Annotated in this window: 15 protein-coding genes; 3 read left to right on the top strand and 12 right to left on the bottom strand. The window is 69.1% G+C overall.

Annotated elements, in window-relative coordinates:
* Positions 1-25: 25 nt before the first annotated feature.
* On the top strand, positions 26-517 hold the full coding sequence (ybaK, locus tag C3E78_RS07250) for a Cys-tRNA(Pro) deacylase (protein ID WP_268916161.1): 492 nt from the start codon (positions 26-28) through the stop codon (positions 515-517).
* On the opposite strand, the gene C3E78_RS07245 is transcribed toward ybaK, so the two are convergent.
* Entirely contained in the window at positions 514-1,047 is a 534-nt protein-coding gene (locus C3E78_RS07245; RefSeq protein WP_108577656.1) for a hypothetical protein, read from the bottom strand. The two genes, ybaK and C3E78_RS07245, sit on opposite strands and share 4 nt — an antisense overlap.
* A complete protein-coding gene (gene dnaE, locus C3E78_RS07240) occupies positions 1,044-4,580 on the bottom strand; it encodes a DNA polymerase III subunit alpha (RefSeq protein WP_108577655.1) in 3,537 nt (1,178 codons plus the stop codon). The genes C3E78_RS07245 and dnaE overlap by 4 nt, the downstream gene beginning before the upstream one ends.
* Before the next feature lie 166 nt (positions 4,581-4,746).
* On the opposite strand from dnaE, the gene C3E78_RS07235 reads away from it, so the two are divergent.
* Positions 4,747-5,154, top strand: coding sequence for an iron chaperone (locus C3E78_RS07235; RefSeq protein ID WP_159085834.1), 408 nt, complete (start codon positions 4,747-4,749; stop codon positions 5,152-5,154).
* 10 nt (positions 5,155-5,164) lie between these two features.
* Here the strand turns inward: C3E78_RS07235 and C3E78_RS07230 are convergent, their stop codons facing one another.
* The 7 genes from C3E78_RS07230 to C3E78_RS07200 form a co-directional block, all read right to left on the bottom strand.
* Positions 5,165-5,971 carry an ABC transporter permease gene (locus C3E78_RS07230; protein WP_108577653.1) on the bottom strand — a complete coding sequence of 269 codons (807 nt, stop codon included), beginning with the start codon at positions 5,969-5,971 and terminating at the stop codon, positions 5,165-5,167.
* Positions 5,968-6,942: an ATP-binding cassette domain-containing protein gene (locus tag C3E78_RS07225; protein ID WP_108577652.1), complete on the bottom strand. Its 975-nt coding sequence runs from the start codon at positions 6,940-6,942 to the stop codon at positions 5,968-5,970. The genes C3E78_RS07230 and C3E78_RS07225 overlap by 4 nt, the downstream gene beginning before the upstream one ends.
* Positions 6,943-7,035: 93 nt before the next feature.
* Positions 7,036-8,013 (bottom strand): DUF6454 family protein, encoded by a 978-nt coding sequence (locus tag C3E78_RS07220; RefSeq protein ID WP_108577651.1) that lies wholly within the window; start codon positions 8,011-8,013, stop codon positions 7,036-7,038.
* A gap of 60 nt (positions 8,014-8,073) precedes the next feature.
* Positions 8,074-9,297, bottom strand: coding sequence for a pyridoxal phosphate-dependent aminotransferase (locus C3E78_RS07215; protein ID WP_108577650.1), 1,224 nt, complete (start codon positions 9,295-9,297; stop codon positions 8,074-8,076).
* 51 nt (positions 9,298-9,348) lie between these two features.
* Positions 9,349-10,311: an RluA family pseudouridine synthase gene (locus C3E78_RS07210; RefSeq protein WP_108577649.1), complete on the bottom strand. Its 963-nt coding sequence runs from the start codon at positions 10,309-10,311 to the stop codon at positions 9,349-9,351.
* Positions 10,308-10,847 carry a signal peptidase II gene (locus C3E78_RS07205; protein ID WP_108577648.1) on the bottom strand — a complete coding sequence of 180 codons (540 nt, stop codon included), beginning with the start codon at positions 10,845-10,847 and terminating at the stop codon, positions 10,308-10,310. The genes C3E78_RS07210 and C3E78_RS07205 overlap by 4 nt, the downstream gene beginning before the upstream one ends.
* Positions 10,820-11,221 (bottom strand): TraR/DksA family transcriptional regulator, encoded by a 402-nt coding sequence (locus C3E78_RS07200; protein ID WP_108577647.1) that lies wholly within the window; start codon positions 11,219-11,221, stop codon positions 10,820-10,822. Before C3E78_RS07200 ends, C3E78_RS07205 begins: the two co-directional genes overlap by 28 nt.
* 82 nt (positions 11,222-11,303) lie before the next feature.
* Here C3E78_RS07200 and ileS point away from each other — a divergent pair, with 82 nt between their 5' ends.
* Positions 11,304-14,459 (top strand): isoleucine--tRNA ligase, encoded by a 3,156-nt coding sequence (ileS, locus tag C3E78_RS07195; RefSeq protein WP_108577646.1) that lies wholly within the window; start codon positions 11,304-11,306, stop codon positions 14,457-14,459.
* 79 nt (positions 14,460-14,538) lie between these two features.
* Here the strand turns inward: ileS and C3E78_RS07190 are convergent, their stop codons facing one another.
* The 3 genes from C3E78_RS07190 to C3E78_RS07180 form a co-directional block, all read right to left on the bottom strand.
* The gene (locus C3E78_RS07190) at positions 14,539-15,339 is read right to left on the bottom strand and encodes a DivIVA domain-containing protein (RefSeq protein WP_108577645.1); all 801 of its coding nucleotides are present in this window, start codon (positions 15,337-15,339) and stop codon (positions 14,539-14,541) included.
* 129 nt (positions 15,340-15,468) lie between these two features.
* The gene (locus C3E78_RS07185; protein ID WP_108577644.1) at positions 15,469-15,759 is read right to left on the bottom strand and encodes a YggT family protein; all 291 of its coding nucleotides are present in this window, start codon (positions 15,757-15,759) and stop codon (positions 15,469-15,471) included.
* A 6-nt stretch (positions 15,760-15,765) separates the two neighbouring features.
* Complete coding sequence (locus C3E78_RS07180; RefSeq protein WP_108577643.1) at positions 15,766-16,278, bottom strand: cell division protein SepF; 513 nt, start codon at positions 16,276-16,278, stop codon at positions 15,766-15,768.
* Positions 16,279-16,312 lie beyond the last annotated feature (34 nt).

The raw sequence follows: 16,312 nt of genomic DNA, 5'->3' as shown, positions 1-16,312 counted from the left end.
TCTACGGACGCACTACTGTGGCGCTGTGGCCGCCAACCAGAAGCCCGCCGACGGGACGCCGGCCTTCGTCATGCTCCATCGGGCCGGCATCGAGTTCACCCCCCACTCGTACGTCCACGACCCGCGCGCCGACTCGTTCGGCATGGAGGCCGCACGTGCCCTCGGCGTCGAGCCGGGCCGGGTGTTCAAGACGCTCATGGCCGTCGTCGACGGCGAGCTGTGCGTGGGAGTCGTCCCCGTCATGGGGTCGCTGGACCTCAAGGCACTCGCCGACGCGCTCGGCGGCAAGCGGTCCCAGATGGCCGATGCCGCGCAGGCCCAGCGGGCCACCGGCTACGTGATCGGCGGGATCTCCCCCATCGGGCAGAAGAAGCTGCACCGGACCGTGATCGACAAGTCGGCCGCTCAGTGGTCCACCGTGTTCGTCTCCGGCGGTCGTCGTGGCCTCGAGGCCGAGGTGCGACCCGACGACCTCGTGCGGATCACCCGCGCGGTCGTGGCCCGGATCGCGCGCTAGGAGCGCGCGGCCCGGCCGTCCGAGGCACGGAGCGTCCAGGTCGCCCCGACCAGGCCGAGCAGGCCGAAGATCGGCCAGACCAGGACCGGCACGACGCTGTCGACCTTCAGTTGCGCCGGGATCCGGCCACCGAGCGCCGGGCGCGGCACGGTCGTGGGGTCGGCGGGACCCAGGGCGACGCCGACGCGCCAGGCCACCAGCGCGGCCAGCGCGGTGACCACCACGACGAGCGGTGTGGTGACCCAGCCGAGGTCCTGCAGGCGGCGGCCCACTGCCCAGCCCCAGACCAGCGAGCTGACGGCTCCGACGAGCACGAACATCGCGACGACCGAGAACTGGTTCTGCGCCGCGGACTCGGTCAGCACGATGCCGCGGTTCGTGACCTGCCACTCGGCCGGGTCGGCGAGCCACAGCCACACCAGGCCGGCGGCGAGGCCGAGCGCCAGCATGAGGACGGACGCGATGACCGCACGGCGTGCCGGCGATTGGGGCGGGCCCGCCGCGGACGGGTCGGTGGGGTGCTCGTTCATGACAGGCAATGGGGACCCAGCAGCTCTTTGAGGTCGGCGATCAACGACGACGACTGTGCCACACGAAGGCTGTCGTCGAGGCGCATGACCTTCGTGGAGCCGTTGCCGACCAGCCGCAGGTGCACCTCGGACATGCCGGGGTGCGCGGACAGGACCTGCTTGAACGTCCCGATGGTGTCGGCGGTGCAGCGCGCGACCGGGAGCGTCACCACCATGGGACGCTCGGGTCCGCCGGAGCCCATCGCCGGCATCGTGACCTCGAGCGCGTTGAGCTCGATGCCGTCGTCCTTGCGGCGCACCCGGCCCTTGACGACGACGATCGTGTCGGGCACGAGCACCGGCATGGCCAGCTGGTAGGCGCCGGGGAACACCATGACCTCGATGCCGCCCTCGAGGTCCTCGATCGTGATCGAGGCCCAGGGGTCGCCCTTCTTGCTCATCCGTCGCTGCACGCCGGTGATCAGGCCGCAGATGCGGATCGTGCTGCCGTCGGGCAGGTCGGTGTTGGTCAGCAGGTCGCCGACCGTCGAGTCGCTGCTGGCCCGCAGCACGTGCTCGAGCCCCTGCAACGGGTGGTCCGAGACGTAGAGGCCGAGCATGTCGCGCTCGAACGCCAGCAGCTGGGTCTTCTCCCACTCCGGCATCGACTCGGGGACCTCGACGCGGCCACCGGTGAAGACGTCGTCACCGCCGCCGAACAGCGAGTCCTGGCCGATCGCGGCCTGCCGCTTGAGGTCGATGTAGAGGTCGACACCCTCCTCGGCCACGGTCGTGAGGGCACGGCGCCGGTGCCCGAGGGAGTCGAACGCACCCGCCTTGATCAGCGAGTCCAGGACGCGCTTGTTGCACACGAGCGTCGGGACCTTGTCCAGGAAGTCGTTGAAGTCGGCGTACGGACCGCCGGTCGTGCGGCCCTCGACGATGCCCGCGACGACGTTCTCGCCGATGTTGCGGATCGCGCCGAGGCCGAAGCGGATGTCGGGGCCGACCGAGGCGAAGTTGGAGACCGACTCGTTGACGTCGGGCGGGAGCACCTTGATGCCCATGCGCCGGCACTCGTTGAGGTAGATCGCCGACTTGTCCTTGTCAACGCGCGTGCTGGTCAGCAGCGCCGCCATGTACTCGGCCGGGTAGTTGGCCTTGAGGTACGCGGTCCAGTACGAGATGACGCCGTACGCCGCGGAGTGCGCCTTGTTGAAGGCGTAGTCCGAGAACGGCAGCAGGATGTCCCACAGCGTGCTGATGGCCTTCTGGGAGTAGCCGCGCTCGAGCATGCCGGCCTGGAAGCCCGCGTACTGCTTGTCCAGCTCGGACTTCTTCTTCTTGCCCATCGCGCGGCGCAGGTTGTCGGCCTGTCCGAGCGAGAACCCGGCCAGCACCTGGGCGATCGCCATGACCTGCTCCTGGTACACGATCAGGCCGTAGGTCTCCCCCAGCACCGTCTCCAGCGGCTTCTCGAGCTCGGGGTGGATCGGGTCGATCGGCTCGCGGCCGTTCTTGCGCCGGGCGTACTTGTTGTGCGAGTCCGCGCCCATCGGGCCGGGACGGTAGAGCGCGCCGACGGCCGAGATGTCCTCGAACTTGTCGGGCTTCATGCTGCGCAGGAGCGCGCGCATCGGTCCGCCGTCGAGCTGGAACACGCCGAGGGTGTCGCCGCGGGCCAGCAGGTCGTAGGTGGCGGGGTCGTCGAACGTGAGGTCCTCGAGCACCAGGTCGATGCCGCGGTTGCGCTTGATGTTGATCAGCGCGTCGTCGAGCACCGTGAGGTTGCGCAGCCCCAGGAAGTCCATCTTGACCAGCCCGAGCGCCTCGCACATCGGGTAGTCGAACTGGGTGATGATCGCGCCGTCCTGCTCGCGCTTCATGATCGGGACGATGTCGATCAGCGGATCGCTGGACATGATGACGCCGGCCGCGTGGACGCCCCACTGGCGGATCTGGCCCTCGAGGCCCAGCGCGGTCTGGTAGATCTTGCGGACGTCGGCGTCCTCGTCGTGCAGCTTGCGGAAGTCGCCGCCGTCGCCGTAGCGCTTGTCGTCCTTGTCGAACAGGCCCTTGAGCGTGACGCCCTTGCCCATGATGTCGGCCGGTAGCGCCTTGGTGATCCGCTCGCCGTGCGAGAACGGGTAGTCCATGACGCGCGCGGCGTCCTTGATCGCGGCCTTGGACTTCAGCCGGCCGAACGTCGCGATCATCGCGACCCGCTCCTCGCCGTACTTGTTGCTGACGTAGCGGATCACCTCGCTGCGACGACGCTCGTCGAAGTCGATGTCGAAGTCGGGCATCGAGGGGCGCTCGGGGTTGAGGAAGCGCTCGAAGATCAGTCCGTGCGTCAGGGGGCACAGGTCGGTGATGCGCAGCGCGTACGCGGCGATCGAGCCGGCACCCGATCCACGGCCGGGACCGACGCGGATGCCGTTGTCCTTGGCCCAGTTGATGAAGTCCGCGACCACGAGGTAGTAGCCGCAGTAGCCCTTGGTGCGGACGACGTCGAGCTCCATCTCGGTGCGCGCACGGACCTCGTCGGTCAGCTTGTCGCCCGGGTAGCGGCTCTCGATCCCGCGCCAGACCTCCTTGACGAACCAGCTCTCCTCGGTCTCGCCGTCGGGGATGTCGGCGCGCGCCATGTAGCCGCCGTTGGACTCGGTGAACTCGACGTTGCACCGCTCGGCGATCAGGAGCGTGTTGTCGCACGCCTCCTTCAGGTCGAACCGGTCCTCCCACAGGTCGCGCATCTCGGCGGCGGACTTGATGTAGAAGTCGTTGGAGTCGAACTTGAACCGGTTGGGGTCGGTCAGCGTGCTGCCGGACTGGACGCACAGCAGGGCCGAGTGCGCCTCGGCGTCCTCGGGGCTGGTGTAGTGCGAGTCGTTGGTCGCGATGGCCGGCAGGCCGAGATCGGCCTTGAGCCGCAGCAGCCCGTCGCGCACGGTGCGCTCGATCTCGAGGCCGTGGTCCATCAGCTCGAGGAAGAAGTTCTCCTTGCCGAAGATGTCCTGGAACTCGGCCGCGGACGCCCTGGCCTTCTCGTAGTTGCCGATGCGCAGCCAGGTCTGGATCTCGCCGGACGGGCAGCCCGTCGTCGCGATCAGGCCCTTGCCGTAGCGCTGGAGCAGGTCACGGTCGGCGCGCGGCTTGCGGTACTGGCCCTCCAGGCTCGCGTAGGAGCCGATGCGGAACAGGTTGTGCATGCCCTCGGTCGTCTCCGAGAGCAGGGTCATGTGCGTGTACGCACCGCGGCCCGCGACGTCGGCGTCCCGGGCGCCCTTGTTCCACAGGACGGCCTTCTTCTCGTGCCGCGGGATGTTCGGCGTGAGGTAGGCCTCCATGCCGATGATCGGCTTGACGCCGTACTTCTTGGCCTTGCTGTAGAAGTCGTAGGCGCCGTGCAGGTTGCCGTGGTCGGTCATCGCGATCGACGGCATGCCGAGCTCGGCCGTGCGTTCGAACAGCCCGTCCAGCAGGGCCGCCCCGTCGAGCATCGAGTACTCAGTGTGGACGTGCAGGTGCACGAATGATGAGTCACTCGACATCGAAAAAAGGCCTCCTCGGCGCGGTCGGGGGGAAGGTCTACAGCCTAGTCGAGGGCCATGACGAGAACCGACGCCGCGCCGATCCGTGGCTGCCGTCGCAGGCCGAACCGCTGCGGGGGGTCATGACCGTCACATGGGCACCTCCGGCTCCGTCCATACTGGAGGCATGGCTGAGCACCCGGACCGCGAGAAGCAGACCTACACGACCGTCGACGACTACATCGCCGCGGCGACGTACGACCTCGAGCCACGGCTGCAGGAGATGCGGTCGGTCATCCGGGCCGCCCTGCCCGACGCGGAGGAGACGATCAGCCACAACATCCCGTCGTACCGCCAGCACGGCGTGGACGTCGTGCAGCTCGCCGGGCACGGCGACCACACCTCGCTCAACTTCTTCCCGACCGGTGCGGTGTTCGCGAAGTTCGACGAGGAGCTCAAGCCGTACCGGACCGCCAAGACCGGCGTCCGCTTCCCGCTCGACGAGCCGCTCCCGATCGACCTGATCACCGCGATCGCGCGCTTCCGGCTCGACGAGGCCGCGCAGTTCGCCGAGCGCAAGCGCTCGGGCCGCTGAGCCGGGTGGCTCAGCGGCTGCTGGCCAGCCGGTACTGACGCACCGACAGCGGGACGAACACCACCAGGATGATGCCCACCCAGATCACCGTGTAGAGCGCGGGGTGCTGCATCGACCACGCGTCCGACTCCGGCAGCCGACCGCCGGTGTTGCCGAACAGCTCGCGCGAGGCCTGCGTGACGGTGGAGACCGGGTTCCACTCCGCGAACGTCCGCAGCCCGCCCGGCAGGGAGGCCAGCGGGACGAAGGCGTTGGACACGAACGTCAGCGGGAAGATCACGATGAACGAGGCGTTGTTGATGACCTCGACGCTCGGCACCAGCAGGCCGACCCATGCCATGATCCAGCTGATCGCGTAGGCGAACAGCAGGAGCAGCAGGAAGCCGGCCAGCGCGTCGACGACGCCCTCGCGCATGCGCCAGCCCACCAGCAGGCCGGTCAGCGCCATGATGATCAACGACAGCACGTTGTAGACGATGTCGGACGTCGTGCGGCCGACCAGGACCGCCGAGCGCGACATCGGCAGCGAGCGGAACCGGTCGATGATCCCCTTCTGCATGTCCTCGGCGAGACCCGCGCCGGTGAAGGTCGCGCCGAACACGACCGTCTGGGCGAAGATGCCGCCGATCAGGAACTCGCGGTAGTTGACCCCGTCGCCCGGGTCGATCGCACCGCCGAACACGTACGCGAACAGCAGCACGAACATGATCGGCGAGATCAGCACGAACACCAGGATCTCGGGGACGCGGACGATCTTGATGAGATTGCGCTTGGCGACGACCCAGCCGTCCGTCGCGTGGCGGGTCAGGCTGGTCATGGGGCCACCTCCTCGTCCGGGGCGTCCGCGTCCTCGGCGGCACGTCCGGTCAGGCTCAGGAACACGTCGTCGAGCGTCGGGCGGCGCAGGCCCACGTCGAGCACGTCGATCCCGGCGGACTCGAGCTGCTCCAGCACGCTGCGCAGCTGCGGGACGCCACCCTTGACGGGTGCGGTCAGCTCGCGGTCGTTGTCCCCCGTCTGCACGTCGCCGACGGCGACCTCCGCCAGGATGCGGGTCGCGTCCTCGCGCCGCGCCGGATCGGTGAGCAGCACCTCGATGCGCTCGCCGCCGGTCTGCGTCTTGAGCTCGTCGGCGGTGCCGCGGGCGATCGCCCGGCCGTGGTCGATGACGACGATGTCGTCGGCCAGCAGATCGGCCTCCTCGAGGTACTGCGTGGTCAGCAGCAGGGTCGCCCCCGACGACACCAGGTCGCGGATGACGCCCCACATCTGCTGGCGGCTGCGCACGTCCAGGCCGGTGGTGGGCTCGTCCAGGATGAGCACCGGAGGCTCCGCGACGAGCGCGCCGGCCAGGTCGAGGCGCCGGCGCATGCCCCCGGAGTACGTCTTGGACGGACGGTCACCCGCGTCCGCCAGGTCGAAGCGTTCGAGCAGGTCGCGGGCCCGCTTGGCCGCCCGGGACTTCGGCATGCCGTAGAGCCGGCCCACCATCTCCAGGTTCTCGTAGCCGGTCAGGTGCTCGTCGACCGCGGCGTACTGGCCCGACAGGCCGATCCGGGCGCGGACCCCGTCGGGGTCCTTCGCGACGTCGATGCCCGCCACCTCGGCGTGGCCGGCGTCGGCCTTCAGCAGCGTGGCCAGGATGCGCACGGCGGTCGTCTTGCCCGCCCCGTTGGGGCCCAGCAGGCCCAGGACCTTGCCCTCGGGGACTGCGAGGTCGAGCCCGGCCAGGGCGTCGACGTCCTTGTACCTCTTCACCAGCCCGGTCGCCCGGATCATGTCCGTCATGTGTCGAGACCTCTCGCTATTCCTACTTGGAACATGCTGGGTCCGATCATTCCCCATGGTCCCGACAAAAGGCGAGACTGGTTGCGAGCTGCGTCACTTCCCGACAGTCGCGCGATAGGTCAGGATCTCGGTGCCGTTGCCCTCCTCGCCGTTGTCCGGCGCGACCCGCACCGTGAGCGATCGCCCGTCCGCGACGACCTTGACGGGATTGCGGGTCGCCACGTGCCCGGCCGTCGACCACTGCTGGAAGGGCACCTCCTTCAGCACCCGGTGCGAGCGGAGGTCGATCAGTGCCAGGCCACCCAGCTCGTACGTGGCTGCCGCTCCCCCGGCGCCCGGTGTCTGCGGCAGGTTCGCCACACCGCCGCACAGCATCTTGCCCGTCGGCACGTACTGGCAGTCCTGGTAGTCCACGAAGAAGCTCGTGTTGGCCCAGGTGCTGAGCTGGCGGCCGCGGCTGTCCCACTCGGCGAACCGGCGCGAGCCCCAGGTGTTGCCCACGAGGTGGCCCGTCGTCCGGTCGCGCACGACGCCGCCGAAGTGGCCCTTGACCTCGAACTGACGGTGCACGCGAAGGGTCCTGGTGTCGACCCGGTAGACGATGGTGCGGCTGTTCGGGCGGTACTCCGCGACGGGCACCCACACGTCGTGCCCGTCGACGTCGATGCCTCCCGGGTGGTAGACGTCGCCCTCGCCGAGGACGATGTCCTTTTGCAGGTTGCCCTGGCGGTCCATCACGAACAGGTGCCCCACACCCTTGCCCGGCGACCGGTCGTACCCGTCCACCGGCGTCGGGTACGTCACGGTGGGCTCCAGGATCTCCACCGCGGAGAGGAACACGCGGTCCCCCGCGAAGGCGATGCCCTCGGTGTGGAACGTCGGGAAGTCCAGCCGCATCCGGTCGACCAGCCGCCACTGCGTGCTGCGGTCGACCGCCCCGAAGACCTTCACGAGGGCGGAGTCGCGTGCGCGATGGTCTCCGGGTCCGCCGGCCCCCACGGCCGCGACGGCTCCGGGAGCCGCCGCGACCAGGGCCAGTCCTGCAACGATGGCGCGCCTGATCGGGTTCATCCCGCCACGGTAGGCAGAACGGGTGGATCCCGCACCACCTGCAGGTGACGAGTGGCTGAACTAGACCTGCCGGTAGCTGCTGAGGAAGTTGCCGAGGCGCTGGATCGCGTCCGCGAGGTCGCGCGCCCACGGCAGCGTGACGATGCGCAGGTGGTCGGGATCGGGCCAGTTGAACCCGGTGCCCTGCGTCAGCAGGATCTTCTCCTGCAGCAGCAGGTCCAGCACGAGCTGCTGGTCGTCCTTGACCGGGTAGACCTCGGGGTCGAGCCGCGGGAACGCGTACAGCGCGCCCTTGGGCGTCACGACGCTCACGCCGGGGATCTTGCGCAGCTCGGCCACCGCGGTGTCGCGCTGCTCGAGCAGCCGTCCGCCGGGCAGGATGAGCTCCTTGATCGACTGGTAGCCGCCGAGCGCGACCTGGATCGCGTTCTGGGCGGGGACGTTCGGGCACAGGCGCATCGAGCACAGCAGCGTGATGCCCTCGAGGTAGTCACGCGCCCGTCCGAGCGGTCCGGTCGCCACGACCCAGCCCGCCCGGTAGCCGCACACCCGGTACGCCTTCGACAGGCCGTTGAACGTCAGCGTCAGCACGTCGGGCGCGACGCTGGCCATCGGGATGTGGACCGCGTCCTCGTAGAGGATCTTGTCGTAGATCTCGTCGGCCATCAGGACCAGATCGTGCTTGCGCGCCAGGTCCGCGATGCCGGCCAGCGTCTCGCGCGAGTACACCGCACCCGTGGGGTTGTTGGGGTTGATGACCACGATGACCTTGGTGCGGTCGGTGATCTTGGACTCCAGGTCCGCGAGGTCGGGGTTCCACTCGTTGTCCTCGTCGCAGCGGTAGTGCACCGGCACACCGCCCGCGAGGTTGGTCACGGCGGTCCACAGCGGGTAGTCCGGGACCGGGATCAGCACCTCGTCGCCGTTGTCGAGCAGCGCCTGCAGCGCGATCTGGATGAGCTCGGAGACCCCGTTGCCGATCCAGACGTCGTCGACGTCGATCGTCGGGAAGCCCTCCTGCAGCTGGTAGTTGTGCACCACCGCGCGGCGGGCGGACTGGATGCCGCGCGAGTCCGAGTAGCCGGCCGATCCCGGGAGCGCGGCGATGACGTCCTGCAGGATCTCGGCCGGGGCGTCGAAGCCGAACGGCTGGGGGTTGCCGATGTTCAGCTTGAGGATGCGGTGGCCCTCGGCCTCGAGGGCCGCGGCACGCGCGCTGACGGGTCCACGGATGTCGTACAGGACATCCCTCAGCTTCTCGGACTGGCGCACGACAGATGGCATGCCGGCATTCTTTCACCCCGGCCGATCACGCGGCCGGCACCGCCCCCGCGGCTAGCGCGGCAGGGGGTTGTCGTCGATCGTGCGGACGACCTCGAGCGCGTGGACCAGGTCGGCGGGGTACTCCGAGCTGAACTCGACCCACTCCCCCGTGCGCGGGTGGGTGAACGCCAGGCCCTTGGCGTGCAGCCACTGCCGGTCGAGGTCGACGCGCTTGGCGAGCGTCGGGTCGGCGCCGTACATCAGGTCGCCGACGCACGGGTGGTGGATCGCGCTCATGTGGACGCGGATCTGGTGCGTGCGACCGGTCTCGAGCCGGATGGTCAGCAGGCTCGCGAACCGGTGCGCCTCGAGCGTGTCGTAGTGCGTGATGCTGTCGCGGCCGCCGTCCTTGACCGTGAACTTGAAGTCGTGCTTGGGGTGACGCGCGATCGGCGCGTCGATCGTCCCGGTGTGCGGGTCGGGGTGGCCCTGCACCAGCGCGTGGTAGGTCTTCTCGACCGTCCGGTCGCGGAACGCCTGCTTGAGGACCGTGTACGCATGCTCGGACTTGGCGACCGCCATGAGCCCGCTGGTGCCGACGTCCAGGCGGTGCACGATGCCCCGACGCTCGGGCGCACCCGAGGTCGAGATGCGGATGCCGACGCCGGCCAGGTGGTCCAGGACCGTGGGGCCGTACCAGCCGACGCTCGGGTGGGCCGCGACGCCGACGGGCTTGTCGACCACCACGATGTCGTCGTCCTGGAAGACGATCTTCATCCCCTCGACCTCGGTCGCCACGACCGTCGCGGTGCGGGGCGCCGGGATCGACGCCTCGAGGATCGAGCCCGGCACCACGCGGTCGGACTTGGCCGGGGCGGCGCCGTCGAGGGTCACGTGGCCCTCGGCGACGAGCTCGCTGGCCCGGGTGCGGGACAGGCCGAGGAGACGAGCCAGCGCGCTGTCCACGCGCTCGCCTGCGAGCCCCTCGGGGACCTGGATGACCTTGTGCTGCAGCTCGGCACCTTCGGTGCTCATGAATTCTCCTCGCGGGTGCCGTCCAGGCGGATGCCGCGCCACGCGCGCCAGACGATGATGATGGCGGCGAACGTCAGGGCGATGTCGGCGACATTGCCCACGAAGACGCCGTAGTCGATGAAGTCGACCACGTGGCCGCGCAGCGGAGCGGGCTCACGGAAGATGCGGTCCGCCAGGTTGCCGAGCGCGCCGGCGAGCAGCAGGGCCAGGCCGACGGCCCAGCCCTTGTCGCGCAGGCGCGAGGCGGTGCGGATGACACCGATGCACACCGCGATCGCGATGAGGCTCAGGACGAGCGTGAAGCCCGCCCCGGTGCTCAGCGCCGCGCCGGGGTTGCGCAGGAAGGTGAACGACAGCAGGCCGGGGATGATCTCGATCGACGCACGGCCCTGCAGCTTCTCGACCGCGATGACCTTGGTCACCTGGTCGACGACGAGCGCCACGACCGTCACCGCAGTGAACAGTCGTACGTATGTCCTCGTGGTCGCGCCGTGGTCGTCGCCAGGGCTCAGCGACGCTCCTCGCGCTGCTTGCATGTCATACACAGTGTGGCACGCGGGAACGCGATCAAACGATTCTTGCCGATCGCCTCACCGCAGACCTCGCACTGACCGTAGGTGCCCTTGTCGAGCCGTTCGAGTGCTTTCTCGGTCTGCAGCAGGAGCACGCGCTGGTTGGCCGCGAGGGACATCTCGGCGTCACGCTCGAGGCCCTTGGAGCCCACGTCGGCCTGGTCGTTGCCGGCACCGTCGACACCGTCGCGCAGCAGGTCCTGCAGCTCGCGGGCGGAGTGGTCGAGCTCACCCCGCAAGCGGGTCAGATCCGCCTCGAGCTCCGTGCGGACCTCCTCGGTCTCGGCAGCGGTCCACGGCGTCTCGTCAGCTCGTACGGCGAGCTCGGTGTTTGGCATGCGTGGAGAGTAGACCCCAGACACGACGGAGACAACTTGCACCGCCGCGGGATCCGTACCGCTCACCCGTAGAATTGAGGGTGTGACTTCGCACGCGTCCTACCGCCCCGTCCCCGCCCACGTCGATCTTCCCGTGCTGGAGCGCGAGATCCTCGACCTGTGGGCCGACCAGGGCACCTTCGCCGCCAGCCTCGAGACCCCTGAGGACGCGCCCCGCTGGACGTTCTACGAGGGCCCGCCGACGGCCAACGGCACGCCCGGCACCCACCACGTCGAGGCCCGCGTCTTCAAGGACGTCTTCCCGCGGTTCAAGACCATGCAGGGCTACCACGTCGACCGCAAGGCCGGCTGGGACTGCCACGGCCTGCCGGTCGAGATCGCGGTCGAGAAGGAGCTGGGCTTCAACGGCAAGCCCGACATCGAGGCGTACGGCATCGCCGAGTTCAACGCCAAGTGCCGTGAGGCGGTCGTCCGCAACGTCGATCTCTTCGAGGAGATGACCGACCGGATGGGCTACTGGGTCGACATGGCCAACCCCTACCGGACGATGGAGCCCTCGTACGTCGAGAGCGTCTGGTGGGCGCTGTCCACGATCTTCAAGAAGGGACTGCTGACCGAGGACTTCCGGGTCGCGCCCTACTGCCCGCGCTGCGGCACGACCCTGTCGGACCACGAGCTCGCGCAGGGCTACGAGACGATCACCGACCCGTCGGTCTACGTGCGCTTCCCGCTGACCTCGGGCCCGTACGCCGGCACGGCGTCGCTGCTGGTGTGGACCACCACCCCGTGGACGCTGGTCTCGAACACGGCGGTCGCCGTCAACCCCGACGTCACCTACGTCCTGGCCACCGACGGCACCGAGACGCTGGTCGTCGCCGAGCCGCTCGTCGGCAAGGCGCTCGGCGAGGGCTGGACGCTCACCGGCGAGACCGTGATCGGTCGCGACATGGAGCGCTGGACCTACCAGCGCCCCTTCGAGCTCATCGACTTCCCGGAAGGGGACGACGGGCCGGCCGACGCACACTTCGTCGTCCTGGCCGACTACGTCACGATCGAGGACGGCACCGGCCTGGTGCACCAGTCCCCCGCGTTCGGCGCGGACGACATGGCCGTCAGCAAGGCGTACGGCCTGCCGGTCGTCAACCCGATCCGTCCCGACGGCCACTTCGAGGACGACGTGCCGCTCGTCGGCGGCCAGTTCTTCAAGACCGCCGACCGGGCCCTGGCCGACGACCTCGTCGCCCGCGGCCTGATGTTCAACGAGCTCGCGTACGAGCACGCCTACCCGCACTGCTGGCGCTGCCACACACCGCTCATGTACTACGCGCTCCCCGCCTGGTACATCCGCACCACGGCCGTCAAGGACCGCCTGCTCGCCGAGAACGAGGACACCAACTGGTTCCCCGAGACGATCAAGAACGGCCGCTACGGCGACTGGCTCCACAACAACATCGACTGGTCGCTGTCGCGCAGCCGCTACTGGGGCACGCCGCTGCCGATCTGGCGCAACGACGCGGACCCGACCAAGCTCGTGTGCATCGAGTCGCTCGCCGAGCTGTCCAAGCTGACCGGCCGTGACCTGAGCAACCTCGACCCGCACCGCCCCTACATCGACGACGTGACGTTCACCAAGGATGGCGAGCCCGGCACGTACCGGCGCGTCCCCGACGTCATCGACGCGTGGTTCGACTCCGGCTCGATGCCGTTCGCGCAGTGGGGCTACCCGCACGTGCCCGGCTCGGCGGAGAAGTTCGAGCAGGCCTATCCCGCGCAGTACATCTGCGAGGCCATCGACCAGACCCGCGGGTGGTTCTACTCGCTCATGGCGGTCGGCACGCTCGTGTTCGACCAGAGCTCGTACGAGAACGTCGTCTGCCTCGGCCACATCCTGGCCGAGGACGGCAAGAAGATGAGCAAGCACCTGGGCAACATCCTGCTGCCGATGCCGCTGATGGAGGAGCACGGCGCCGACGCCCTGCGCTGGTTCATGGCCTGCTCGGGATCGCCGTGGGCCCCGCGCCGCATCGGTCACACCGCGCTGTCCGAGATCGTCCGCAAGGTGCTGCTGACGTACTGGAACACGACGGCGTTCCACGTGCTGTACGCCGGTGCGAACGACTGGACGCCGTCCAGCCCGGCCCCGGCGTTCGCCGACCGCCCCGCGATGGACCGCTGGATCCTCGGCGAGGCCCACCGCCTCACCCAGCAGGTCACCGACGCCCTCGAGGAGTTCGACACGCAGCGCGCTGGCGCGCAGATCGCGGCGTACGTCGACCTGCTCTCCAACTGGTACGTCCGGCGCTCGCGGCGTCGCTTCTGGGCCGGTGACGCCTCGGCCCTGGCGACCCTGCACGAGGTGCTGCACCTGGTCACCCTGGTGATGGCGCCGCTGACCCCGTTCATCACCGAGCGGGTGTGGCAGGACATGTTCGCGGCGACCTCGGACGAGCTGCCCCGGTCGGTGCACCTGGCCACGTGGCCGCAGGCGGACGCCTCCCTCGTCGACGACGACCTCGACCGGCAGATGCGTCTGGCCCGCCGGGTCGTCGAGCTGGGCCGCGCGGCCCGCGCGGAGGCGAAGGCCAAGACCCGTCAGCCGCTGCGGCGTGCCGTCGTCGGCTCGCAGGCGTACGCGCTGCTGAGCGAGGAGCTCCGCACCGAGATCGCCGAGGAGCTCAACGTCCGGGCGCTGGAGTCCTTCGAGACGACCGGCGACCTCGTCGACCACTCCGCCAAGGGCAACTTCCGCAACCTCGGCAAGCGGTTCGGCAAGGAGACGCCCAAGGTCGCCGGTGCGATCGCCGCGGCCGACGCCGGACGCCTGGCCGCCGAGCTGTCCTCGGCCGGCACCGCCACGGTCGAGGTCGACGGCGAGCCGGTCACGGTCGGCCCGGACGACGTCATCATCGCCGAGCACCCCCGCGAGGGCTGGTCGGTCGTCAACGACCAGGGCGAGACGGTCGCGCTCGACCTCGAGCTCGACGACGACCTGCGACGTGCCGGGTCGGCCCGTGAGGCCATCCGCGTCATCCAGGAGGCACGCAAGTCCTCGGGCCTGGAGATCTCCGACCGCATCACGCTGTCGTGGACGGCCGAGGGTCAGATGGCCGAGGCGGTGCGGGCCCATGCGGACCTGATCGCCGACGAGGTGCTCGCGACGAGCATCACCGAGGGCGTGGACACGCCGTCGTTCACCGACACCGACCTGGGCTTCGCATTCTCCCTCAGCAAGGCCTGAGCAGCACCTGGCGAGACCGCCAGACAGCAGAACGGCCCGCCTCCGAGGAGGCGGGCCGTTCCGGTGGTGCTGGGGTGTCTCAGAAGCTCTCGTCGTCGCCGAGCAGCGAGCGGAGGCGGCGGGGAGCCGCGTCAGCCGGTGCCTGGACGGGAGTCGAGCTGGTCGTGCTCTCGTTCGCCGCGAGCTGGTCGAGCTGGCTCTGGAAGTAGTTCTTGAGCCGCGCCCGGTACTCCCGCTCGTAGGCCCGGAGGTGCTCGACCTCGCGCTGGATCTCGTAGCGCTCCCGCTCGATCGTCGCGACGGCCTGCGTACGACGCTCGTTGGTCTCCTCGTCGAGCTTCTGCGCGCGGATGCGCGCATCGGTCTCGAGGCGGTCGGCCTTGCCACGGGCCTCGTTGGTCAGACGCTCAGCCTTCGCACGAGCCTCACCCACGATCCGGTCGGCCTCCTCCTTCGCCGCGTCCATGAGCTGGTCGGCGTTGGTGGACGCGATCTCGAGCAGACGCGCGGCCGCGGACGACGCATCGCCCATCGACGAGGTGCGAGCCACGGGCGCGGGAGCCGGCTCGGGCTCCGGAGCCTTGGTCGGCTCGGGCTCAGGGGCAGGCGGCGTGTACTGCGCCGGCTCCTGGACCGCCGGGGTGGGCGGCGTCTGCTGGGCGGGGGTCGATGACGATGAGACGGCCGGGATCAGTCCGGTCGGTTCACCGGTCGATGCGGCGGCTACCTTGGCGCGAAGTTCTTCGTTCTCGACCGTGAGACGCTCGAGCTCGGCCTCGACCTCGTCGAGAAACTGGTCTACTTCGCCCATGTCATAGCCTTCGCGAAGACGGACAGGCGTAAATCGCTTGTTACGCACGTCCTCTGGCGTCAGTGGCATGAGTACACCTCGGGTTTGCGGGGATTAGTCCTGCGGGACTCTGAGCCTCCACCGTACTCCGTCGGAGATCACTTCTGCCACAGCAGTACCCGCCCTGTCACGTGGTCGTCGCCACGTGTCCAAGGGGCACTAGAAGAAAATGCCGCGGACGAGGGCCTGCAGGATGTAGATGGCGATGATCAGGATCATCGGGGACAGATCGAGCATGACCTGACCGAGCCTCAGCGGCGGGATGACGCCCCGCACGGCGCGCAGCGGCGGGTCGGTCAGGGAGTACAGACCCTCACAGATCACGAGCACCAGACCCCGGGGTCGCCAGTTGCGGGCGAGCAGCTGCACCCAGTCCAGGACGAACCGCGCGATGAGCAGAACCAGAGCGATCCACAGCAGCAGGTTCAGGACGTAGCCGACTGTTTCCACGCGCGCTCAGCTCTGGTTGAAGAAGCCGCCGGCAGCGATGCGCTGCTTGTCCTCGTCCGTCACCGAGATGTTCTCGGGCGACAGCAGGAAGACCTTGGCGGTGATGCGGTTGATCGAGCCGTGGACCGCGAACACGAGTCCGGCGGCGAAGTCGACGAGGCGCTTGGCGTCGTCGTCGTCGATCTCCGAGAGGTTCATGATGACCGGCACGCCGGAACGGTAGTGCTCCCCCACCGTGCGGGCGTCGTTGTACGTGCGCGGGGTCACCGTCTCGATGCGAGCCAGGTCCGACGGGGTCGACGCGCGACGCTCGGGACGCGGCTCGCTGCGGCGGCGCTCGTCGATGCTGGCGACCGGGGCCGGACGCACGACGGCGGGCTGGCGGGTCGCGGGCTGACGGTTCACGGGCTGGCGGGGGGCCGGCTCGGTCGTCTCGAAGTCCTCGTCGAGCTCGTCGTCGAAGTCAGCCTGTTCGACGAGACCGAGGTACTCGCCGACCTTACGCATTGCGCCAGCCATGGTTGCTCCGTGTGTGCGTGAATCGGAAATGACA

This window comes from Aeromicrobium chenweiae, from assembly GCF_003065605.1.
Lineage (GTDB): Bacteria > Actinomycetota > Actinomycetes > Propionibacteriales > Nocardioidaceae > Aeromicrobium > Aeromicrobium chenweiae.
Note: the sequence above shows the minus strand (reverse complement) of the source record. Positions and strands in the feature narration are given on the sequence as shown.

Excerpts from the sequence above, each read along its gene's own strand:
- C3E78_RS07225 (WP_108577652.1), bottom strand. The coding sequence starts at position 6,942 with ATGACGGACATGATCCGGGCGACCGGGCTGGTGAAGAGGTACAAGGAC.
- C3E78_RS07210 (WP_108577649.1), bottom strand. The coding sequence starts at position 10,311 with ATGAGCACCGAAGGTGCCGAGCTGCAGCACAAGGTCATCCAGGTCCCC.
- C3E78_RS07220 (WP_108577651.1), bottom strand. The coding sequence starts at position 8,013 with ATGAACCCGATCAGGCGCGCCATCGTTGCAGGACTGGCCCTGGTCGCG.
- C3E78_RS07230 (WP_108577653.1), bottom strand. The coding sequence starts at position 5,971 with ATGACCAGCCTGACCCGCCACGCGACGGACGGCTGGGTCGTCGCCAAG.
- C3E78_RS07245 (WP_108577656.1), bottom strand. The coding sequence starts at position 1,047 with ATGAACGAGCACCCCACCGACCCGTCCGCGGCGGGCCCGCCCCAATCG.
- C3E78_RS07235 (WP_159085834.1), top strand. The coding sequence starts at position 4,747 with ATGGCTGAGCACCCGGACCGCGAGAAGCAGACCTACACGACCGTCGAC.
- C3E78_RS07205 (WP_108577648.1), bottom strand. The coding sequence starts at position 10,847 with ATGCAAGCAGCGCGAGGAGCGTCGCTGAGCCCTGGCGACGACCACGGC.
- C3E78_RS07190 (WP_108577645.1), bottom strand. The coding sequence starts at position 15,339 with ATGCCACTGACGCCAGAGGACGTGCGTAACAAGCGATTTACGCCTGTC.
- C3E78_RS07215 (WP_108577650.1), bottom strand. The coding sequence starts at position 9,297 with ATGCCATCTGTCGTGCGCCAGTCCGAGAAGCTGAGGGATGTCCTGTAC.
- dnaE (WP_108577655.1), bottom strand. The coding sequence starts at position 4,580 with ATGTCGAGTGACTCATCATTCGTGCACCTGCACGTCCACACTGAGTAC.
- C3E78_RS07200 (WP_108577647.1), bottom strand. The coding sequence starts at position 11,221 with ATGCCAAACACCGAGCTCGCCGTACGAGCTGACGAGACGCCGTGGACC.
- C3E78_RS07180 (WP_108577643.1), bottom strand. The coding sequence starts at position 16,278 with ATGGCTGGCGCAATGCGTAAGGTCGGCGAGTACCTCGGTCTCGTCGAA.